The sequence below is a fragment of the Luteibacter sp. RCC_6_2 genome, assembly GCF_041360655.1.
In the GTDB taxonomy this organism is placed as follows: domain Bacteria; phylum Pseudomonadota; class Gammaproteobacteria; order Xanthomonadales; family Rhodanobacteraceae; genus Luteibacter.
On record NZ_JBFUPQ010000001.1, the window covers coordinates 167,825 to 189,295 of the forward strand.

Below are 21,471 nucleotides of genomic sequence, written 5' to 3' on the forward strand. Positions count from 1 at the left end.
GTTGCTCAAGCTTTCTTTGCATTTTTTCAAGAGTGTGCATCTATGCCCATCGACGCGCGCTTGCTTTCGGGCGTGACCATCCTCGCCGCCGTGGTGGAACACGGCAGCTTCACGCGGGCGGCCACGCTTCTGGGCCTTTCCCCTTCGGGTGTGAGCCGGGCCATTTCACGCCTCGAAGCGCGCATGGCCGTCCGGCTTATCGCCCGCTCGACCCGTGCGCTCAAGCTGACGGCGGAAGGGAGCCGCTTATATGAGATGGCAGCGCCTCATCTGGCAGCTATCGAGGAAGCCGCAACGGCGGCTTCACGCGACGCGTCGGAGGTCACCGGACTACTGCGCGCTAGCGTGGCGGCGGCGTTCGCACGCCATATCCTCAGCTCGCGACTGCCCGAGTTCGCCCGGCGCTATCCCGCGGTCGATCTTCATATCAGTCAACATTCGGACACCGGCGACTTGAATGCCGATGGGGTGGATGTCGCTGTTCGATTCGGCGCCCAGCCGTCATCGAGCATGATTTCTCGCCGCCTTCTCGATACGCGTGTGCTTACGGTGGCATCTCCCGCCTATCTAGAGAGCTTCGGACGCCCTGCCCATCCGTCGGAATTATCCAACCACAACTGCCTGCAATTCGTGGATCCCCAGAGCGGCCGCCCCTTCGAATGGGAGTTCCAGCGTGCTGGGGAGACACTTCCCGTCAGTACGGTCGGCAAACAGACTTTCTCCGACGTCGATACGAAGATCGGAGCGTGTTTGGCCGGGGGTGGAATCACCCAGGTGTTAGCGATCAGTGTGAGGGAAGAACTGCGCCGCGGCACGCTCGTGGACCTTTTCCCGGATTGGCCGGGCGAGACCTTTCCGCTGTACATCGTTTGGCCCTCGAGGAAGTTCACGCCGCTCAAGGTCGAAAAGTTCGTCGAGTTCTGCCTCGAGGCGGCTCAAGAAATTCAACGAGCCGATTGACGTTTCCGGAAGAAGATCACCCATGCCCACGAGGCGCTCAGGCCTTTTTCAAGAAGCACACCTTGAGCACGAGGCCCTTGATCTTCTCCGAGTTCCCTTCGATGTGCTCGGCATCGCCATCCACCAGGCGGATGCCACGGATGACCGACCCTTGCTTCAGCGTGAGCGACGAGCCTTTTACTTTCAGGTCCTTGATCACCACGACCGAATCGCCGTCATTGAGCACGTTGCCGTTGACGTCGCGCACCGTTACCAGCCCCTCGTCGACCTTCGTCGACAGCGGGGACCATTCGTGCGCGCAATCCGGGCAAATGTACAAGTCGCCATCGGGATACGTGTTTTCCATGGCGCACACCGGACACGCCGGGATATCTGAGGTTTCCATGCAAGGCTCTCTTAATCGGTAGGACAGATACGTTATTTCTTTCTGGCGTGGAGCCCGGACGCCTCGTCGGGCAAAGCCTCGTCCTCCGCATGCCAGGGGCGCCCGGAGGCCTGCTCTATGTATTCCCTGATGAGGCGGCGTACGACCTGGGACGGTGTCGTGTCCTCGGCCGCGCAGAGGCGCTCGAACACGGCCTTCTTGCGTGGGTCGATCAGGATGGTCAGTCGAGCGGTACGGTTTTCGGTGGGCATGTCCGGCCAGCCTGAATCACATGAGGTGTGTATTCGATTATAATACGATTCACACTCAATGGGTCTTGCCCCAGGGGAAACGATGGACGCGGAGGCCGCTCGCAACTACCTGCGCCTGTATCTGCCGAAGCTGTACACCGTGTTCTCCGAGGGCTATCGCTGGCGCGACCTTCGCGGCGATGCGATCGCGGGCCTGACCGTCGCCATCGTGGCCTTGCCACTGGCCATGGCGCTGGCGATCGCCAGTGGCACCACGCCGGAAAAAGGCCTCTACACCGCCATCGTCGCGGGCTTCCTGATCTCGGCCCTGGGGGGCTCGCGCGTACAGATAGGTGGACCCACGGCGGCATTCATCCCCGTGGTGTTCGTGGTCATCCAGAAGTTCGGCTTCGGCGGCCTGGTCCTGTGCACGCTCCTGGCTGGCCTGATGTTGATCGGTGCCGGGCTCTTGCGGCTCGGCACCCTGATGAAGTACATGCCACAACCGGTCATCACGGGGTTCACCGCGGGCATCGCGGTCAGCATCTTTTCCAGCCAGGTCAAGGACGCACTCGGGTTGTCCATGGCCACCGTGCCGGCCGACTTTCTCGACCGCTGGATCGCTTATGTTCACCAGCTTCCCACCATGCAGCCGGCGACCGTGGCGCTTACGGTGACAGGCCTTGCCGTGATCGCGGCGATACGGCGCTGGCGGCCGGGATGGCCCGGCTTCCTGATCGCCCTGCTCGTCTGCACCGCCCTGTGCGTGATCTTCGCTTTACCCGCGGAGACCATCGGCAGCCGGTTCGGTGGATTGCCGTCGGCGCTGCCGACGTTCGACGTGCCGCATATTCCCTTCGAACGCACACGCGAACTGCTGCCGAGCGCGTTCACCATCGCTTTTCTCGCGGGCGTGGAATCGCTGTTGTCGGCCGTGGTGGCGGATGGCATGACGGGCGGCCGGCACCGTTCCAATGGCGAACTGGTGGCACAGGGCATCGCCAATGTCGGCTCCGCCTTGTTCGGCGGCCTTCCCGCAACGGGGGCCATCGCGCGCACCGCGACCAACATACGGGCCGGTGGCAGGACGCCGGTGGCCGGCATCATCCACGCCGCCCTGCTGCTGGTGTTCATGCTGGTCCTGGCGCCCCTAATGAAGTTCGTGCCCCTCGCCGCCCTGGCCGCCGTACTGCTGGTGGTGGCCTGGAACATGAGCGAGATCGAACATTTTCGTCATACCCTTTCGGCGCCCAAAGGGGATGGACTGGTATTGCTGCTGACCTTCGGGCTGACCGTATTCTTCGATCTCACCATCGCGATCGAAGTGGGCCTCGTAGTGTCGGCCTTCGTCTTCATGTTTCGCATGGCGGAAGCGGTCGAGGTCAACACGGGCATCAAGCTGCTGGATGAAAACGGTGACGAACGCGCCATGGCCGACGACGCCTCACAACGTGCCCGGCTACCTCCCGGCGTCGAGGTATTCCAGATCAGCGGCCCGTTGTTCTTCGGTGCGGCCAATCGGCTGGACGATCTGCTCGATCAGTTCCAGAAGCCACCCAGTGTCTTCATTCTTCGCATGCGGCTGGTCCCCATCATCGATGCCAGCGGTGTCCATGCCCTCAAGACCTTGCTGGAGCGCTGTCGCAGGCGCGGCATCGTACTCGTCGTCTCGGGCCTGCAACCGCAACCACGACGGGTGATCCGGGCCATGGCACTGCATCCGCGTGAGGGTGAGTTGTATTTCGTCGACCATTACGAGGCCGCGTTGGCACTGTCGCGAGAGCTGAGCGCCGGGCATGCTTCGGCCGAGCACACGAAAGGATCGGAACCCGATGACACCAAATGACCGGACCATCGAGGCATTGCGCCGGCGCATTCCCTCGTTCACCTGCATCGTGGGCTGCCATGACTGTTGCGGACCGGTGACGGCGTCGTCGGAAGAAGTGGCGAGATTGCCCACCCGGACCGAGGCCGAACATGAGAAGGCACTGTCCGACCTGAGTTGCCCCTACCTCGGCAAGCACGGTTGCGAGGTATACGGTGAGCGCCCGCTGATCTGCCGCCTGTTCGGCACGACGCCGCGGTTGCCCTGCCCTAATGGAAAGCGGCCGGTGTACATGATCGATACGAGGACCGAGGCCGAGATCCACCAGTTCCTGGCACGGACACGGCAAGTCCTGCTGTAACGCGTTTCAAAGGGAAACGGATGCCGCAACGCTCGCATCCGACTTCTGGCGCTGCACATACTCACGGCAGAGCTGCTCGACAAGCGCACGATGGTCCGGCAGATCGTCCAGCGCGCGAATGGCCGCCTGCTGGATCATCGCGAACTCCTGGCGAGCCGCTTCCGTGTGTGGATACGCGCTACGCATGGGCTCGAGATCGGTCTTGAACTCCATCCCGTACAGCACGTACTGCCAGCTGGAAGTCATGAACATTTCCAGGTCGCTGATGAAGTCCAACCGATGCGGCGGGCGCCGTTTCCACTTCTCGAGCTTGTCCTGCAGCGTTTGCGGAATGCTGGATGAGTCGGCGTTGTCGATCCAGAATGCCGAATCACGCCGCTGGCTCAGGCAATAGTGCATCTTGATGAAGTCGATGATGCGATCGTAGCGGGCCACCATCATCTCGTTGAAATGACGTGCGGCGCCTTCCATGTCGTCGGTATCGCCGGGTAACAAATGCGTGAGCAGGTAGGTCGCCAGCTCGATCAGTGCGATGCCGGTGGATTCCAGCGGCTCGACGAAGCCGCCGGCCAGGCCCACCGCCACGCAGTTCTTCCGCCAGTGCTCGGGACGGTATCCCGTCTCGAACTTGATGTGCATGGCCTTCAGGCCGTCGCCGGCACGGCCCAGGTAGCGCCGGAACACTTCCTCGGCACGATCGTCGGTCGTGTGCCGCGACGAGTAGACATAGCCTGAGCCACGCCGCTTCTGCAAGCCGATGTCCCAGATCCAGCCGGCCTCCTGGGCGGTGGAGATGGTGTACGAGGGGATCGGTGCATCGGGGGTGTCGTACGGTACCTGCATGGCCACGGCGCGGTCGGCGAACAGCACGTCCGCACGGCTGCGGAAGGGAGACTGCATCACGTTGCCGATCAGCATGCCGCGCAATCCGGTGCAGTCCACGTAGAGATCGGCGGTGAGCTCGCCCTCCTCCTTGGTCACCACGCGCGCGATGGCTCCGTTCTCGTCCAGCTCCGTGCGCTCCACCGTCGCCACGTGCCGAACCACGCCGAGCGCCTGCTGGCCGTGCTCGGCGAGCACGCGTGCGAAGCAGGCGGCATCGAAGTGGAAGGCATGGTTCATCGGCCCCTGGTAGTCCGCGTCCCTTGCGCGCCTGGGGGCGCGTGAGTGATCGACGAGGCTGCTCTGCATCGACACGGCATCGGCGAACGGCATGCCCGCAGGCGCGGCACCCAACAGCCAATACGGCAACAACTCGGGGCCACCCGGACGTTGGCTGGGTGCATTGAAGGGATGAAAGAAATGGTCCGCCCCGGGAGTTCCCGGCGGCCGCACCCAATGGCGATAGTGGATGCCCTGCTTGTACGTCGCGGTGGCGCCGACCAGGAAGCGGCGCTCGTCGAGGCCGATGGCCGACAGCGTGCCGCGAATGGAGGGAAACGTGGCTTCGCCCACGCCGAGCAGGCCGATGTCCGGCGATTCCACCAGGTGGACCTGCACGCTGCGGGGATCGACGGCGTTGACCGCCTTGGCCAGATAGCACGCGGCCAGCCAACCGGCGGTGCCACCGCCCACGACCAGCACCTTCTTCAGACGCGCCATGATGTTTCCCGGAAAGAACTGCCGGGCCGCCCCACGCGGACCCGGCAAAAACGCCATTCATAGGGAAGATAGGAACGGCAAACCTCAGACGGCATGTGCATCATGGGGGCCGCCGCGCATCACGTCAGAACCACACGCCGAACTGGACGCCGTAGGTGCGCGGCGCGAGGTACTGCGACACGTACTGCAGCGAGCCGTCACCCATCTGGAAACGGCCGGCACTGGTGCGGATCTTCTCATCGGACACGTTCTGCACGTACGCGTTGACCCACCACTTGTCGCCCGGCTCGCTGTAACGCAGTGACAGGTCGCCGCGCGTGTACGCCTTCTGTCGGTCGCCCGACCCCAGGTTGAAGTAGCTCAGCCACTGCGAACTCTGGTACTGCGCACTGACGCGTGGCGTGAGGCGGCCGCCGTTGGCAAGGTGGAACGTGTGCTCGTAGATGCCGGTGAGCGATATGTTCGGCGCATGCGGCAGGTCGTTGCCGGTGACGTTCATGCAGTTGGCGAGGTTGGATTCCGGCGGGCATGCCGGCAGGCCCTGGTAGTCGTTGGACCCGGCATAGACCAGCCTGCCGAGTTCTTTCTTCGGAATGGCCGAAAAGATCAGGTTGAAGCGATCGTCCTTCTGCTGATAAGCCAGTTCCGACTCGATGCCGAACACCTTGGTGCTGCCACCCACGTTGGAGAAGCCCAGGCCGTGGTTGCCGTCGGGATAAACGATGGGCGCCGAAAGCTGGAAGTTCTTGAAGTCTTCGTAATAGACGGCCGAGTTCCACGTCATGTGGCCATCGAAGAAGGTGAACTTGCTGCCGATTTCATAGTTGGTCAGCGTTTCGGGCTTGTACAGCGTGCCCGCGTCCTGCGTACCGCCGGACTTGTAGCCGGTGGACACGCTCGCATAGAGCAGGCCGTTCTCGCCGACGTCGGTATCCAGGCGGACCAGCCAGGTCGGCTTGCTCTTGCTGTACTTGGCGCTGTTCCGCTGCGAGATGTTGAAACCGTTCGACGGATCGGGATACACATCCGGGGAGATCGGCACCTGCGGCACGTTCGGGTCGTAGTTCCAACCCCAGTTGATGCCGCCCTTGTTCTCCTTGTCGTCGTGCGACCAGCGCACGCCGCCGGTGAGGCGCCAATGATCGCTGAGATGCCAGGTGGCCTGGCCGAACAACGCGTACGACTCCACCGTTTCCTTCGGCTGGATGAAGGAACCCTGCCAGCTCACGGTGCCGTAGCGCGTGCCGTTCATGATGGGGATGTCGAAGCGGATGTCGTTGTCTTCGTAGCCGTAGTACGCACCGAGGATCCAGTCCACCGTCTGCGGCCCGACGGACTTCAGGTTGATTTCCTGGCTCCAGCTCTTGTAGTTGGAGTCGTTGGTGCGATCGTCCTGGTAGACGCCATTGGTGGTGAAGCTGGTGGGCACGCTGACACCGACGTCCTGGTCGAAGTCGCTCTTGCCGGAGTATTTGTTGTAGCCGGCGATGTAGCTGAGCTGCATGCCATCGTTGATGTTCCAGTCCATGCGGCTGCGCACCGTATGGGACGTACGGTCCAGGTACGGCGCGGTGTCGATCAGCGCGGACCAGAAATCCTGTCCCTGGCGCGGCGTCTGCATCAGGCTGAGGCTGGGCGTGCCACGATCCCGGAAGTACTCGTACGACAGGTTCCACTTGAATGCATCGCTGGGCTGCCACAACGCGCTGACGCGCGCGGCGGACTGGTCCTGCGAGTTGTACTTGTTGCCGCCCTGCACGTACTGGCCCGGGTCGATCGGCTTGAAGTTGGCCAGCGAGCCCCCGGAGATGGGCGACGCGAGATACGCCTGCTGCTGCTGCGCCACCGTGGGCAACTGGCCCGACGGTTTCTGGTAATCGACGTAGCCGTCGTGCTCCTGGTGCACCACCGCGACACGCATGGCGAAGGTGTTGCTGATGGGCAGGTTGAACGCGGCGCGCGCGCCGGTCTGGTTGAAGTTGCCCGCTTCGACCTGCGCATTGCCGTAGAAGCCCGCGCCGATATCCGGCTTGGCCGTCTGGAAGCTGATGGCGCCGGCGGTGGAGTTGCGGCCCCAAAGGGTGCCCTGCGGGCCACGCAGCGTTTCGACGCCATCCATGTCCAGCAGAAGACCCGACGCGGCCTCGGCGCGTGGCGCGTACACGCCGTCGACGAAGGTGGCGACTTCCGGATCGGCGTACTCGGTCTTCGCGCTGTCGTTGCCGATGCCGCGCATGGTGAGCGTCACCACGCCATGATCGCCCTGCGACGTACCTTGCAGGCCGGGTACCAGCTTGGTCAGGTCCTGCACGGTCATGACACGCTCTCTGTCGAGCGTGTCGACGGTGATCGCCGTAACCGCCACCGGTGTTTTCTGAAGCGGCGTCTCGCGCTTGGTCGCCGTGACCGACACGGCGTCCAGGTTCTGTACTTTCTTGTCAGCGGCCCCTGGGTTCCTGGACGGCGGGTTTTGCGCCGTCGTGTCCTGGTCCGCCGCGAACAGCGTGCCCGGAGCGAACGCGAGCGACATGGCGACATACAACAACTTGCGATGCAGATTCATCTGGCTCTCCCCAACAGTCGTTCGGATAAGTGTTGTCCGCCGCACACGTCGGCCATGACAAAGATTCCCCTACTTCCCCACGGCGCCCATACCCAGAATGACAGCGCTGTCATTACTGGATGATAGAGCGCCATGCCGATGAATGCTTGCCGCATGGCAGCACGTCATCGACGCATTACAAACGCATGCTGCACAGCCCCGCGAGCTGCTTGTCGCGGCTTTCAACAAGTGGATATTGGTGCAAAGCAAATAAACAGCCCGGCCCCCGAACCACGAAGACGAGCTTCATGGCTTGTCACCGCGAGTCGGGCACGTCAACGTCCGGTCCGCTACCGTGCCGAGTGACACGTCGGTGATGGCGACCTGCCCGCCGGAATGACTGGACCATTCAAAGGGCCGATCGATCTTGCTCATGTTCGCGCCGGCGTCGCGGAAGCATTTCAACGGAATGCCCACGCGCAACCACTGTCCTTTGGGCAAGGCGGAAAGCTGCTGTCCGACGGATACCTCGCCACCACAACCGGCACCGCAGCCGATGCCGACGGTCGACGTATCCCCTGGTGACATCGCATCGACGCGCAGCGTGGTCACCAGCAAGACGTCGCCGTTGGTTTCACGGTCCACATCGAGCGGCGCGGGCGCCACCAGTTCGACACGTGCGGCACCGGCATGGGCACCCGACCAGGTCAGGCTGCGTGCGTCTTCCTGCGCCTTGTAGTCGAGCGCGCTGATCTTCAGGCTGCCGTCCGGCGTCGCGGCCGGTATGGCGGTGACATTCATGGCCTTGCCGTTCGCGCCGGTCAGGCGCACCACGAAATCCTGTGCCGGCTTGCCGCGGGTGAAGTAGACGCCGGCCTGCCCGGAACTCAGCACGACCCCGGCATCCTCGGGCAACGTGCCGGTGTTTCCACGATCGGCATAGGTCAGGCCGAAGCCATAGGGGAACTGCGGACGCTCGCCTCGTGCGGCCGCCGCGACCGGTACCTGTATCGCATTACGCGGCCACGCATAGGCCAGCTTGCCCTGGAAATCGTGCGCCATGCGACCGTCCGGGGTGCGCAGCAGCACATCGGCGATGCCCTCGCCTTCGCTGCCCGGTAGCCACGCCACGACGAAAGCATCTGCGGCGTTGATCTCGCGATTCACCCAAAGCGGCCTTCCGGTCAGGAACACCGCCACCGCGGGAACGCCCTGCCCGCGCAGCTTGCGAAGCAGGTCGAGGTCGCGGTCGTTGCCCGGGCGGTAGGCGAGGTTCGGCAGGTCGCCCTGGAACTCGGCGTAAGGGTCCTCGCCGAACACCACGATGGCGACATCGGGCTTCTGCTTGTAATCGCCATCCACCGACAACTCGGCGCTACCGCCAGCCGCCTTCACCTGTGCCTGGAGACCCGCCCAGACGGAGGTGGCTCCCGGGAAATTCGCATTGGTCAGACCGGTGCCCTGCCAGGTCAGCGTCCAGCCGCCGTTCTGCTTGGAGATGTTGTCGGCGCCGTCACCGGCCACCAGGATGTGCTTGCGCGGATCGATCGGCAGCACCCCCCGGTTGTTCTTCAGCAGCACCAACGACTCGCGCACGGCACGGCGCGCCAACGCGCGATGCGAAGCACTCCCGACCACCTCGGCCGACTTGACCGCCAGCGCATTCGCCGACGGCATACCGGCCTCGAACATGCCAAGACGCATCTTCACCCGCAGGATGCGAGTCACCGCATCATCGACGCGGCTCATCGGAATCACCCCCGCCTTCACTTGGGCCAGGGTGTTCTTGTACAGACCCTTCCAGGAGTCGGGCGCCTCCAGCATGTCCAGCCCGGCGTTGTAGGCCGCGGCGCAATCCTCGTTGGTGCAGCCGGGCACTTGTCCGTGCGCGTTCCAGTCGCCCAATACGATCCCATCGAAGCCCATGCGCTTCTTCAGCACGTCGGTGATCAGCGCCTTGTTGCCGGCCATCTTCACCCCGTTCCAACTGGAGAACGAGACCATCACCACCTGCACGCCGGCCTTGATTGCCGGCGCATAGCCGGCCGCGTGGATGTCGCGCAAGGTCTCTTCGCTGATCTGGGCGTCGCCCTGGTCCTTGCCATTGCGGGTGCCGCCATCGCCCACGAAATGTTTGGCGGTGGCGATCACATGCCCTGCATCGAGGAATGAGGGAGTACCCGGCTTGCCTTCCAGCCCGCTGACCACCGCGGCGGCGTATTCCGCCACCAGCTTCGGGTTCTGCGAATAGCCTTCGTACGAACGACCCCAGCGGCCATCCTGCGGCACGGTGAGCGTCGGCGCGAACGTCCAGCTGATGCCGCTGGCGCGCAGTTCCCGCGCGGTGACCTCACCGATGTCATGGATCAGTTGCGGATCGCGCGTGGCGCCGAGCCCGGAGTTCTGCGGGAATAGCGTGCTGCCGACCAGGTTGTTGTGGCCATGCACGGCGTCGATGCCGAACAGCACCGGGATCGCCAGACCGCCGCGCGATGTATCCATGGATGCGCGGTAGAAGTCATCGGACAGCGCCTGCCACTGCGAGGCGACAGGGTATGGCTGTCCGGGCGGTTTGGAGTTGCCACCGGCCAGCACCGAGCCCAGGTGGTACTCGCGTACATCGTCCGGCGTCACGTACTTGATGTCGGCCTGGATCATCTGGCCAACCTTGTCCTCCACCGACATCTTCGCCAACAGCGCCCGGATACGGGATTCGATCGCCGGGTCGGGTGGCAGCGGCGATTCGCCTTTTGGCCATTGCTCCGGGTGAACGGCGGTGCCATCGCCGGCGATGGCTGGAACGGTCATGAGCAACGCTCCGCAAAAGGACAGCGCCACGGGAATGCTTCGTAAAAACAGGCTCGATCGCTGCAGCAATGGCACGGCAAAGCTCCCTGCTGGCGCACCGGCGGTACGCTTCCGAGCCGCATCCTGGCAGGAATGACAGCGCTGTCAATTTGCGTTGCAGCATGAGCCTGGCCCATTCCACGACGTGGGAGCTAGGGGGCGATGGCGGTGGAGCCGCGAATCTGCAGGGAGAAAGGCAGTTGCACGAGCCGACCGGTGCCGTGGCCGCGTAACTCGCTCAGCAATTGCTCGGCGGCGATCTTCCCCATCTCGCGGCTGGGCTGTTGAACGGTGGTGAGCGCCGGCCACAACTGGCGCGACAGGGGCGTATCGTCGAACCCACAGACGGACAGGTCGTGCGGCACCTTCAAGCCGTACTCGCCCGCCGCCCACATCACGCCGGTGGCCATGTCGTCGTTGGCGGCGAACACCGCGGTCGGCCGCTTGGCCAGTGCGAACAACTGTCGCGCGGCCTCAACACCCGAGCCGAAGGTGAAAGCCCCCTGCACCACCAGGGCCGGGTCTTCGGACAAGCCCGCGGCGGCCATGGCCTCGCGGTAGCCCGCCAACCGCCAACGGCTGGCGCCATGGTTGGCGATGCCGACCACGTGGGCGATCCGCCGGTGGCCCAGCGCCAGTAAATGTTCCACGATCGCACGCGCAGCGTGCTGTTCGTCCATCGTCACGCCCAGGGTCTTGCCCCGCCGAAGCGGCGACACGCTGGCATAGGGCACGTTGCGCTCACGCAGGCGTTTCAGCAGCGGCGCATAGTCGGTGATCGGCGGCGTCAGGACGACGCCGTCGGGGTGATGGTCGGAAATCAAGGCATCGAAGCGACGGATGAAGTCGCCATCGCGCATACGAAGCGGTCGTACCATCATGCTGTAGCGATGCGCGTCACAGGCCTCGAGCACGCCGTCCTGGATTTCGGCCAGATAGGTCGAGGACGGGTTGTCGTTGTTGTCGTACAACATCGCTACCAGGAACGAGCGATTGCCCGCCAGGCTGCGCGCCGACGGATGCGGGCGATAGTCCATGGCCTCCATGGCGGCCCGCACGCGCTCGCGCGTGGCATCGGTGACGTTGGCCTCGTCATTAAGCACGCGCGATACGGTCTTGGGCGATACGTTCGCCGCGCGCGCCACATCTTCGAGGCGTACCCGCATGGATTCTCCGCTGTCATCACACTGTCGATCGACTATGCCGCCAGAGCCCTCCGCTTTACAAGGGCGGCTACGGGCACTGATGCTGCGACCGCAGCATGCGGGATCGGACGGCCCATGACATAACTGTCGCTGGAGGAGGAACCCATGACCTGGATCAACCACAGCGCAGACCACCGATGACGGAGAGATCCGCACTGTCGTTCTGGCAGATATGGAACATGTGTTTCGGCTTTCTCGGCCTTCAGTTCGGCCTCGCACTACAGAACGCGAACGTCAGCCGGATATTCCAGACCCTGGGTGCGGACGTGAACGACATTCCCGCCCTATGGATCGCCGCGCCCCTGACCGGGCTGATCGTGCAACCGATCATCGGCCACTACTCCGACCGCACCTGGAACCGCCTGGGCCGGCGCCGGCCGTACTTCCTGGCCGGAGCGGTGTTCGCCTCGCTGGCGCTCCTGTGGATGCCGAACGCGCCGGCGTTGTGGATCGCCGCCGGATTGCTGTGGATACTGGACGCGTCGATCAACGTGTCGATGGAGCCGTTCCGCGCCTTGGTCGGTGACCAACTACCCACGCAACAAGGTCCCGCCGGCTTTGCGATGCAGAGCTTCTTCATCGGCGCGGGGGCCGTGATCGCCTCCATCCTGCCGTGGGTACTCGCGCGGGCTGGCGTCGCCAACGTGGCGCCGGGTGGTGGCATCCCCGATACGGTGAAGTACGCGTTCTACGTGGGCGGAGCGGTACTGCTGGGTGCCGTGCTGTGGACCATGCTGACCACGCGCGAATACCCACCCGCGCAGCTGCGCTCGTTCACCGATGCCGTGCCTGAAGGGCCGTCGGTGGATGTATCGCGCGCCGGTCGACCGGGCTTGCTACTACTGCTGGCGGGTATCGCGGTGTTGTTCGCGATCCGGCATTTCGTGCTGGAAAAGGAGGTTTACCTGCTGGCCGGCGGTCTCATCGCGTTCGGTCTTCTACTCACCTGGCTCAGCCGTACCCGCGGCCACGGCATGCTCCGCGAGGTGATGGGTGACCTCTATGGCATGCCGATGTCGATGCGGCGACTGGCCGGGGTGCAGTTGTTCTCGTGGTTCGCGCTGTTCGCGATGTGGATCTACACCACCGCGGGCGTGACGCAGACGATGTACGCCACCGCCGATACCAGCTCGTCCGCCTATAACGAGGGAGCCAACTGGGTCGGCGTGCTGTTCGCCGCGTACAACGGATTCGGCGCGCTGGCCGCCGTGGTGATTCCGCTGATGGTGCGCCGATGGGGCCTGCGCGTCAGCCACGTGGTGAACCTATGCCTTGGCGGGATCGGCCTGCTGTCGTTCCTGTACATCCGCGACCCACGCTGGCTGCTCGCCTCGATGGTCGGTGTCGGCTTCGCCTGGGCCTCGATTTTATCGCTGCCGTATGCGCTGCTGTCGGACCATCTGCCGACGGCGAAGATGGGTGTCTACATGGGCATCTTCAATTTCTTCATCGTGATCCCGCAGGTGCTCGCCGCCAGCATCCTCGGGCTGCTGTTGCGGCTGTGCTTTCATAACCAACCCATCTGGGCGCTTGGCATGGGCGGGGCTAGTTTGCTCATTGCCGCGCTGTGCACGCTGTACGTTCCGGAGCCCGAACGCCGGGCTTAAGGTTCGAAATTCCCCAAAGTTGCATAACTCCCCAAACTCACCCATCCTTCGGCGATGCCGCAAGGCGCGTCGTCGTCGATGGAGGGGTGGGTATGATCTCGTTTCGCTGGGCTGGCCTTGCGCTGGCGGTATTGGGTGCATCGAACGTTGCGGCGGCGCCCCTGCATACCGTCACCTACGACCGCTACTCGCTGGTCATCGACGGGAAGCCCACGTACCTCTGGTCGGGCTCGTTCCACTACTGGCGACTGCCCTCCCCCGATTCCTGGCTCGACGTGCTGCAAAAGATGAAGGCGGCGGGTTTCAATGCCGTGGAAATCTACTTCGATTGGGGCTACCACTCGCCCAAGCGCGGCGTCTACGACTTCTCCGGTATCCGCGACGTGGATCGACTGCTCGACATGGCGCGTGACGTCGGCATCTATGTCATCGCCCGCCCCGGCCCGTACATCAACGCGGAAACCGACGCGGGCGGGTTTCCCGGCTGGCTGGTGACCACGTCGGGCAAGCCCCGCTCCGATTCACCCGAATACACCGCCGCGTACCGAGAGTGGATGACGCAGATCAACCGCATCATCGCGCGGCACCAGGTCACCGACGGCCGCGGCAGCGTGCTTCTCTACCAGGTCGAAAACGAACTGTATGACGAGGCTGACGACACCCGGCGATACATGCAGGATCTCGAGGACAAGGCGCGCGCCGATGGCATCACGGTGCCGCTCACGGGCAACCACAACAGCAATTTCGTCGAAGGCCTGGGTGCCACCGACATCCCCGGCCAGGACTCCTATCCGCTGGACTTCGACTGCACGCGTCCGGAACGCTGGAACGCCATCTACGACTTCAGCGCGGAGCGTCGGGAACTGACGCACACGCCCCTGTTCTTTCCCGAATACCAGGGCGGCGCCTTCGACGCCTGGGGTGGTCCGGGTTACGAGGCCTGTCGCAAATTCACCGGTCCGGCATTCGAGCGCGTGTTCTACGAATCGATCATGGCGGCTGGCTCGACGATGCAGAACTTCTACATGACCTACGGTGGCATCAACTGGGGCTGGTTGTCGTCACCCGGCGTCTATACGTCGTACGACTATGGCGCCGCGATCACCGCCAGTCGCCAGCTCACATCGAAGTACGATCAGCAGAAGCTCATCGGCTACATGACGCGTGCCGTAGCTCCATTGGCCCGTACCGATGCGATGGGTACCTCGGTGCCGGACAACCGGCGTCTACAGGTCACCGGGCGTATCAATCCAGACGACGGCACGCGCTTCTATTTCCTGCGTCATGCCGAAGCCAAGGACACGACCGACGATGCCACGCACCTGAAGATCGCGGTTGACAGCGTGGGCGAGACCACGATCCCTCAGCAGCCCGGCACGACGATTCATATCGACGGGCGCGATGCCAAGGTCTTGCTCGCCGATTACCGCTTCGGTCGACAGAGTCTCGCGTACTCCACGTCGGAACTGATGACCCAGCTGCGTCTGGGCGGGCGCGATGTCGCCCTGTTCTATGGCCGCCACGGCGAAGACGGCGAGACCGTTCTTCGTTATCCGGCCGAGCCGAAGACGAGGGTCATCGAAGGCGACGTCGCCACGCATTGGGACGCCGCCACGCATTCGCTGCGGCTCAACTATCGGCACGATGGCCTGGCGCGGGTGGCGATCGACCAGGGCGACACGTCACTGCTCCTGCTGATCGGTGACAACGCAGCCGCGACCCGCTTCTGGCAGTTGGATACGGCGGATGGCCCGGTGCTTGTTCGTGGCCCTTATCTCGTACGAAACGCTGTTCGCTCGGGCGACAAGGTGGCGCTGACCGGTGATACCGACAAGTCTAGTGAAGTAGAACTGTTCGGCTTTCCCGACACGCGCGGGTTCTCCTGGAATAACGCACCGGTCGATGCGTCGGCGACACCCTCCGCCAGTCTGCTCGCCCACGTCGATGGCCCCGTACCCGTAACACTTCCCCGGCTCGATAACTGGCGTGTCAACGACGGCGCGCCGGAGATCGTGCCCACCTTCAACGACCGCGGCTGGCTCACCACCGACCGCACCCGTTCGCCCAACCCTTACTGGAACCACCGGCTGCCGATACTCGACAGCGATGCCTATGGCTTCCACCACGGCAACGTGTGGTATCGCGGGCATTTTCGCGCCACCGGCAAGGAAATCGGCATCCGCCTGTCCGCCAACACCGGTGTGCACCTGGGCAACCACGGCATCTTCACCGCCTGGCTCAATGGCCATTTCCTCGGCAACAACCCAAGCGGCGCGCAGCAGTTCGCCATCGACCCCAGTTGGCTGAAGAAGGACGGCGACAACGTCATCTCCGTGCTGGTCGACAACCACGGCCACCTGCAGGAGGAGCACAACGGCGCATTCCGTGAGCCGCGCGGGCTCCTCTCGGCGACCTTCGCCGGCGCCCCCACCGAGATCCGTTGGAAGATCCAGGGCAATGCCGGTGGAGAGAACCTGCCCGACCCCGTGCGCGGCCCGTTCAATGCCGGCGGCTTGTACGGCGAGCGCATGGGATGGCAGTTGCCCGGCTTCGCCGATGGCGGATGGAAGGCCACCACCTTGCCGCATAGCACCGACAAGCCCGGCCTCGACTGGTACCGCACGACCTTCCGTTTGGACCTGCCCGCCGGACAGGACGTGCCGATCGCGTTGCGCATCCACGATCTCGCTCCCCACCACTACCGCGCCATCGTCTTCATCAACGGCTGGCAGATCGGCCGCTATATCAGCGACGTTGGGCCACAGACCGATTTCGAGCTACCGCCCGGCCTGTTGAACCAGCATGGCGACAATACCGTCGCCATCGCCGCATGGAGCACCGCGTACGACGGCGGCCTCGGCGAAGTCTCGTTGGTGATGCAGGGCAATTACCGCACGTCACTGGGACAGCGAGCGGTGAAGGCACCGGGTTATCGCGAGGTGATGCAGGTGCAGACGGGCGCTCTTCCGAAGTAGGATGTCCTCGAAAACCTTTGTGGCATCCATGTTTAACGAACAAGGAAGGGGACGAGCATGAGATTCATGAAGCACGGACTACGGGCACTGTGCCTTGTCGCATCGATCGGTTGCGCAAATGCGCAGTCGACAATCAGCTCGAAAGCCCCGCTGGTAAGTGTATTCGACGAATATTCAGCCGCGGCGAACCAGGGTGACTTAGCTGCCGCATCCGAGCTTTTCGAGAAATCGCGGGAATGCCTCCTTGTTCGCCGTATCGACTCGCACATGACATGGCTACAAAGTCTGAATACGACACAAAGGAATGGCATCCTGGAGGGCGAGCATCTCGAAAAAACAAAGGCTGCCCAGCGGCACGCCGAAGCATCGAGGGCCATGTGCCAGGGGTCCGAAAGCAAAGTCACGACGAGCACTATTTACGATATCGCGCTTACCGCTGCACGATTGGGCGATGTCCCGGCGAGTGCGTGTTTTATGGCGTCGTTCTGGCAGGTTTCAAAGTCCGACGTGGACAGGACAAAGGCCGTGCAATACAAGGGTGCAGCCGAATATCTTGCAGCCCACATGATCGAAAAAGGCGACTGGAACTTTGTTCAAGCGATGATAATCGCGTCAGCACCCGGCTTGCGCACCGGATACGCCGCGTACATCCGAAGCGACGACACCGCGGCACAGTTGCGTTACTCGAAGCTTCTGCGTCTCGGAGTCGCGCCCGACAGCGATGACGCAAAGAATCTCGACTTATCGATCAGTATCCTGTCCGACCGTTTACAGCCAGAAGAGATTGGGAAAGCCGATGAGTGGGTGCACGCCATGTTCGCCCGCTATTACATATCCCAACCGCGACCCACAGTTCTCTCCGCTTGCGATGCATAGCCAAGACCATGCGTGGGTTTACGGCGACGCGCAGACGCAATGTCAGCTCGAATGAATTGCAAGCTGTCAAAAAATTTTCCACCAGGAGCGCTTTTGGGGATTGATTCTCGGCGCATTGTCCGCTGGGGTGCCATCTTCCTGTGCAACTATCTCGCCGTCCGCCCCGTATTCCTCGCCGTCGTCTCCAACGACGCGCGCACCGAGTGCTTGGGCTATCTCAAACAATTTCCGAAGGATTTCTTCGTCCGGATTCTTGGCGATTATTCCGCCCGAGCCGGGGTAGAGCCATGCCTTGTTGCCGTTGACGCCATGTCCAGAGTAAGCGGTCCAGACAGCAAGCCCTTCATTTTCTACTCGAAGGACGTCTCCATTTCCCGTGATGGCTTCTGCATAACCGTCTAGACGCATATCAGGGTCGGAAGATATATAGGCTTTCCAATCTTCCAATGAGATATTCGGGCCATCTTTGTCAAACCATTCCGTCTTGCGAGTGATGTGAATTTCGTAGCCCATGTTTTTTCCTTGACAACCAACCACCAAATACCCTGGTAGCCCTCATAGATTGGGCACACACCCTTGCTCTGCCAAGAGCTTATTCACCATGGGTCCAAATGTCATCAAGGAGGGTGAAGAATGAGAACTTCAATGGACCCGTGGATCGCACGGGAGCAAATGAACCCATCCGCTCGGTATATGTACGCGATCCGGAGCTGAACCTGATCGAGATATCGAAGTATCTCTAACTCGATCGTGATTCAGGTCCGGACCGTCTTCAGGCAAGCCGGCTCTCAATCCAGCTTGTAGTCGAACGTAATGAACATCTCCCGCCCGTTGTACTCGTCCGCCGTCTGTCCCGTCGTGACGAACTCGAACCCACCGGCGTAATAAGGAATCGCCCCGACCTTGTTGAAGATGTTCGACACCGTGAACTTCAGGTGGGTCTCGGGATTGATCTGCAAGCCGACCGAGCCGTTCCAGGTGATCCATACCGGCGTCCTGCCTTTGTACGTCGTGTCGGCGACGTTGACCTGGTTGCCGTCGAGCGTCACCTGGCAGATGCCGGTGGCGAGCGTCTGGCCGCCGTTGGGCACCGTGACCATGCCAGGCTGGATGCCATTCGGCAGCACGTTGCAGCCGTCATAGTTGGGAGCGCGCATGCTCCCCTCGCGTACCCCGGAAATCGACACGTTCCACGGGCCCTTGTTCCAGTCGCCGATCCAGGTGACCCTGCTCGCCACGTTCTGGTAACGCGTGTTCTGCAATTCATCGGACGCCAACACGCGCTGCTTATACGACAGGTTATCGGTGTAGTTGATGCCCGCACGGAAGTCGCCGTGTGTGTCGGTATGGAACTTGTAATCCAGCGACGCATCGATACCGCCCACATAAAGCGATGCCTCGTTGATCGGTCCGGACTGCACCGAGACGATCTGGCCAGCGGCGTTACGCTTCACCATCTGGGTCACCATCGTGCAGTACGCCGAATTCGGCACGTGCGCCGTATAGGGTGACAGGCCGGAGGTACCGTTCGGCTTGACGCCGGTGAGGCAGCCCGCCTCGTCGTTCAGCACGGTGTTCTGGTCGAGGTACTGGATGGCGTTGTCCACGCCCATGTGCCAGTAGTCGGCCGACACGGAGAGACCCTGCACACCCGGAACCTGCCATACGAAACCGTAGGTCCACGAGTGACCGGTCTGCGGCAGCAGCAGGCGGCTGCCATTGGTATACAGGGTGTAATACTGCGACGTCGGCCGCTGGACCTGGTTACACCACGTGTTGTTGTTCTGCCCGGACTTGATGGCGTTCACGCACTGCAAGGGATCGATGTAATCGCCGATGGGCGACGTGGAACCGGTCAGGTAGATGGCCTGCATGTCCGGCGCCTTGAAGTTGGTGCCGTAGCTGCCACGAAGCAGAAGACCATCATACGGGCGCCATTCGATACCCGAACCCCAGGTACGGGCGACGTCGGCGCTGCTGGCGTCGTTGTACTTGTCCAGGCGGCCGGAGATGGTCCAGGTCACCGTATTGAGCAAGGGCACGCGGAACTCGGTACCGAACGAATAGCGCTGGCGGGTACCACCACCGGTGAGGTATGCGCCGAACGGATTCTGGAAAGTGGACGGGTCGGCGGCGCGCGGATCGGGCGAGAGCTTGAAGCCGTTGTGTGCCGCTTCCAGCACTCCCGCCCAGCCCACCGGCTCATCCACCCATGGGAACTTGAACAGGTCGCCATTGAGGCGCAACTGCGCCTGGTCCAGCCACGAGGACGAGGTGTTCTCGCCGTTCACCGCGAACTGGCTGTACTGCTGCGGCGTGATCGGGTTCCACCATTGTTGCCAGTTCATGGCGTAGATGGGCAAGCCATCCGCGGTGCTGCCCTGCTGCTTGCCGAGGAAGAAATTGTTCATCGCCTGGGCGTTGTAGCCCGTGAAGTCTTCGCGGACGGTGTACTTCTGGCTATTGAGGTTCAGGTCCCAATGGAAGGCGCCGTCGAACACGGTGCCACGCAAGCCGGTCTGCAGGTTCCAGTTCTGTTCGCGATCATGCGTATTGGCCGATGTGCCGATCTCCTGCGCGGTCAGCTGGCGGATGGCCTGGTTGATCACCTGCCCCGTCGTCTGGTCATAGAACTGGCCGGTGCCGAAGACATTCAACTGGGTGTTGGAAATGCCCACCGTCTGGTACATCGCCGCCGAGCCATAGAGCTGCAAGCCGTTCTTGAAGTCGTACTCGCCGGACACGTAACCGTTGTTGCTGCGGCTGCCGGGCGTCAGCACCCAGTTCTGGAACAGCGCGGGCTGCGAACAGTAATAGCCGTTGTTCGTCACGCTGGCGATCTGGGTGCCGTTCGTGGTGACCGTATGCGACTGGCTCAGCTGCGAATTGGTGAACTTCCCGCAGGTACCCGCCGGCGGCGTGATGTATTGGCCATTGCCGTTCATCGCGGAAAGGGCCACGGCGCCTGCCGCGTCGTACTGGTAGCCGAACATGCGCGCCGCCGGACCCCAGGCGCCATAACCCGCGTCGGACACGGAGTCCTGATACGGGCGGTCCATGCCCCACAACGCCGTGCGGTTGGACTTTTCCAGGTTGTAGACGACGTGCCAGTTGCTACCGGATTTGCCGCCGAAGAAGTTGATATCGCCGTACGCACGGCCACCGCGCGTGGCGCCGCCACCGGTCACCTGCAAGTCGTCACCCTGGTAGTTCTTCTTCAGGATCACGTTCACCACGCCCGCCACCGCGTCCGACCCGTAGATCGACGAAGCACCGGAAGCAAGGATCTCGACATGGTCGATCATGCCGGTGGGGAGGTTGTTGTAGTTCTGGAAGTTGCTCTGCTTGTTCAACGGCTGCGGGTAATCGACGATGCGATGTCCGTCGATCATCAGCAGGCTGAAACCCGGGCCCAGGCCGCGCAGGTTGACCGAGCGCGCATTGACCGAACTGGAACCCCATGCCGCGGAATCGGAAATCTGCTGTCCCACCTGCGGCAACGAATCGAGGAATTCCCACAGCGTGGTGAAGCCCTGCTGCTTGATCTGTTCGCCCGTGATGGTGATCACGGGAGCCGGGCCCTCGACTTCCACGCGCGGGATCATCGAACCGGTGACGGTGACCTCCTTCAACTCGACCGCCTTGTCGGCGCTCCCCGGCGGTGTCGACTGCGCGTAGACCTGTGGCGCGAAGAGCGCGAACGCGACGGAACTGGCGATCATTCCGCGCCGCAAACGGATTCTGTTCATGAGTATTTCTCCCCCCACGGGAGCTTTGTCTGGTGAGTGTCGTTTTTTCTTGTGCTGCGCCAAGCCACAAGGTGCGCTGGATGGCGACCCTCCTCGCCACCCCGCCCTCGCTTCCGTCCATTCGCAAGAAAGTGCATATACGAACTATATGTTCATATATGTCACAAAGAGGCTTATAGACCGAATTAAGATCGATGCAAGTTGCGCTGCAGCAAACACCGGCAATGAGCGCAAAACTCATGATTCGTGCATCAGAGCAATACGAACTCAGGCTTTCACCGAGCTTTCGTCAGGCTTTCCGACGAGG

The 21,471-nt window shown here is 62.6% G+C and carries 14 protein-coding genes; 6 read left to right on the forward strand and 8 right to left on the reverse strand.

Annotated features, from left to right (window positions below; all coding sequences use genetic code 11):
* Positions 1–42: 42 nt before the first annotated feature.
* Positions 43–960 carry a LysR family transcriptional regulator gene (locus tag AB6730_RS00725; RefSeq protein WP_371021746.1) on the forward strand — a complete coding sequence of 306 codons (918 nt, stop codon included), beginning with the start codon at positions 43–45 and terminating at the stop codon, positions 958–960.
* A gap of 37 nt (positions 961–997) precedes the next feature.
* Here the strand turns inward: AB6730_RS00725 and AB6730_RS00730 are convergent, their stop codons facing one another.
* Positions 998–1,345, reverse strand: a complete 348-nt coding sequence (locus AB6730_RS00730; protein ID WP_371021747.1) for a zinc ribbon domain-containing protein YjdM — start codon at positions 1,343–1,345, stop codon at positions 998–1,000.
* Between the two features lie 32 nt (positions 1,346–1,377).
* The gene (locus tag AB6730_RS00735) at positions 1,378–1,596 is read right to left on the reverse strand and encodes a ribbon-helix-helix protein, CopG family (protein WP_371021748.1); all 219 of its coding nucleotides are present in this window, start codon (positions 1,594–1,596) and stop codon (positions 1,378–1,380) included.
* A gap of 82 nt (positions 1,597–1,678) precedes the next feature.
* Here AB6730_RS00735 and AB6730_RS00740 point away from each other — a divergent pair, with 82 nt between their 5' ends.
* The gene (locus AB6730_RS00740) at positions 1,679–3,421 is read left to right on the forward strand and encodes a SulP family inorganic anion transporter (RefSeq protein ID WP_371021749.1); all 1,743 of its coding nucleotides are present in this window, start codon (positions 1,679–1,681) and stop codon (positions 3,419–3,421) included.
* Complete coding sequence (locus tag AB6730_RS00745; protein ID WP_371021750.1) at positions 3,408–3,761, forward strand: YkgJ family cysteine cluster protein; 354 nt, start codon at positions 3,408–3,410, stop codon at positions 3,759–3,761. The genes AB6730_RS00740 and AB6730_RS00745 overlap by 14 nt, the downstream gene beginning before the upstream one ends.
* A gap of 6 nt (positions 3,762–3,767) precedes the next feature.
* On the opposite strand, the gene AB6730_RS00750 is transcribed toward AB6730_RS00745, so the two are convergent.
* The 4 genes from AB6730_RS00750 to AB6730_RS00765 all read right to left on the reverse strand — a co-directional run bounded on the left by AB6730_RS00750 (position 3,768) and on the right by AB6730_RS00765 (position 11,918).
* The gene (locus AB6730_RS00750; protein ID WP_371021751.1) at positions 3,768–5,363 is read right to left on the reverse strand and encodes a tryptophan halogenase family protein; all 1,596 of its coding nucleotides are present in this window, start codon (positions 5,361–5,363) and stop codon (positions 3,768–3,770) included.
* A 124-nt stretch (positions 5,364–5,487) separates the two neighbouring features.
* On the reverse strand, positions 5,488–7,926 hold the full coding sequence (locus tag AB6730_RS00755; protein ID WP_371021752.1) for a TonB-dependent receptor: 2,439 nt from the start codon (positions 7,924–7,926) through the stop codon (positions 5,488–5,490).
* 285 nt (positions 7,927–8,211) lie between these two features.
* Positions 8,212–10,713: a glycoside hydrolase family 3 N-terminal domain-containing protein gene (locus AB6730_RS00760; RefSeq protein WP_371021753.1), complete on the reverse strand. Its 2,502-nt coding sequence runs from the start codon at positions 10,711–10,713 to the stop codon at positions 8,212–8,214.
* A 191-nt stretch (positions 10,714–10,904) separates the two neighbouring features.
* Positions 10,905–11,918, reverse strand: coding sequence for a LacI family DNA-binding transcriptional regulator (locus AB6730_RS00765; protein WP_371021754.1), 1,014 nt, complete (start codon positions 11,916–11,918; stop codon positions 10,905–10,907).
* Between the two features lie 176 nt (positions 11,919–12,094).
* Between AB6730_RS00765 and AB6730_RS00770 the strand changes: the two genes are divergently transcribed.
* The 3 genes from AB6730_RS00770 to AB6730_RS00780 all read left to right on the forward strand — a co-directional run bounded on the left by AB6730_RS00770 (position 12,095) and on the right by AB6730_RS00780 (position 17,415).
* On the forward strand, positions 12,095–13,564 hold the full coding sequence (locus AB6730_RS00770; RefSeq protein ID WP_371021755.1) for an MFS transporter: 1,470 nt from the start codon (positions 12,095–12,097) through the stop codon (positions 13,562–13,564).
* 92 nt (positions 13,565–13,656) lie between these two features.
* Positions 13,657–16,539 carry a beta-galactosidase gene (locus AB6730_RS00775; protein WP_371021756.1) on the forward strand — a complete coding sequence of 961 codons (2,883 nt, stop codon included), beginning with the start codon at positions 13,657–13,659 and terminating at the stop codon, positions 16,537–16,539.
* 57 nt (positions 16,540–16,596) lie between these two features.
* Positions 16,597–17,415, forward strand: coding sequence for a hypothetical protein (locus AB6730_RS00780; RefSeq protein ID WP_371021757.1), 819 nt, complete (start codon positions 16,597–16,599; stop codon positions 17,413–17,415).
* A 66-nt stretch (positions 17,416–17,481) separates the two neighbouring features.
* Here the strand turns inward: AB6730_RS00780 and AB6730_RS00785 are convergent, their stop codons facing one another.
* Positions 17,482–17,928 (reverse strand): hypothetical protein, encoded by a 447-nt coding sequence (locus tag AB6730_RS00785; protein ID WP_371021758.1) that lies wholly within the window; start codon positions 17,926–17,928, stop codon positions 17,482–17,484.
* 275 nt (positions 17,929–18,203) lie between these two features.
* Complete coding sequence (locus AB6730_RS00790) at positions 18,204–21,164, reverse strand: TonB-dependent receptor domain-containing protein (protein WP_371021759.1); 2,961 nt, start codon at positions 21,162–21,164, stop codon at positions 18,204–18,206.
* Positions 21,165–21,471 lie beyond the last annotated feature (307 nt).

Excerpts from the sequence above, each read along its gene's own strand:
- AB6730_RS00780 (WP_371021757.1), top strand. The coding sequence starts at position 16,597 with ATGAGATTCATGAAGCACGGACTACGGGCACTGTGCCTTGTCGCATCG.
- AB6730_RS00745 (WP_371021750.1), top strand. The coding sequence starts at position 3,408 with ATGACACCAAATGACCGGACCATCGAGGCATTGCGCCGGCGCATTCCC.
- AB6730_RS00755 (WP_371021752.1), bottom strand. The coding sequence starts at position 7,926 with ATGAATCTGCATCGCAAGTTGTTGTATGTCGCCATGTCGCTCGCGTTC.
- AB6730_RS00725 (WP_371021746.1), top strand. The coding sequence starts at position 43 with ATGCCCATCGACGCGCGCTTGCTTTCGGGCGTGACCATCCTCGCCGCC.
- AB6730_RS00750 (WP_371021751.1), bottom strand. The coding sequence starts at position 5,363 with ATGGCGCGTCTGAAGAAGGTGCTGGTCGTGGGCGGTGGCACCGCCGGT.
- AB6730_RS00785 (WP_371021758.1), bottom strand. The coding sequence starts at position 17,928 with ATGGGCTACGAAATTCACATCACTCGCAAGACGGAATGGTTTGACAAA.
- AB6730_RS00775 (WP_371021756.1), top strand. The coding sequence starts at position 13,657 with ATGATCTCGTTTCGCTGGGCTGGCCTTGCGCTGGCGGTATTGGGTGCA.
- AB6730_RS00790 (WP_371021759.1), bottom strand. The coding sequence starts at position 21,164 with ATGAACAGAATCCGTTTGCGGCGCGGAATGATCGCCAGTTCCGTCGCG.
- AB6730_RS00770 (WP_371021755.1), top strand. The coding sequence starts at position 12,095 with ATGACGGAGAGATCCGCACTGTCGTTCTGGCAGATATGGAACATGTGT.
- AB6730_RS00730 (WP_371021747.1), bottom strand. The coding sequence starts at position 1,345 with ATGGAAACCTCAGATATCCCGGCGTGTCCGGTGTGCGCCATGGAAAAC.
- AB6730_RS00765 (WP_371021754.1), bottom strand. The coding sequence starts at position 11,918 with ATGCGGGTACGCCTCGAAGATGTGGCGCGCGCGGCGAACGTATCGCCC.
- AB6730_RS00760 (WP_371021753.1), bottom strand. The coding sequence starts at position 10,713 with ATGACCGTTCCAGCCATCGCCGGCGATGGCACCGCCGTTCACCCGGAG.
- AB6730_RS00740 (WP_371021749.1), top strand. The coding sequence starts at position 1,679 with ATGGACGCGGAGGCCGCTCGCAACTACCTGCGCCTGTATCTGCCGAAG.
- AB6730_RS00735 (WP_371021748.1), bottom strand. The coding sequence starts at position 1,596 with ATGCCCACCGAAAACCGTACCGCTCGACTGACCATCCTGATCGACCCA.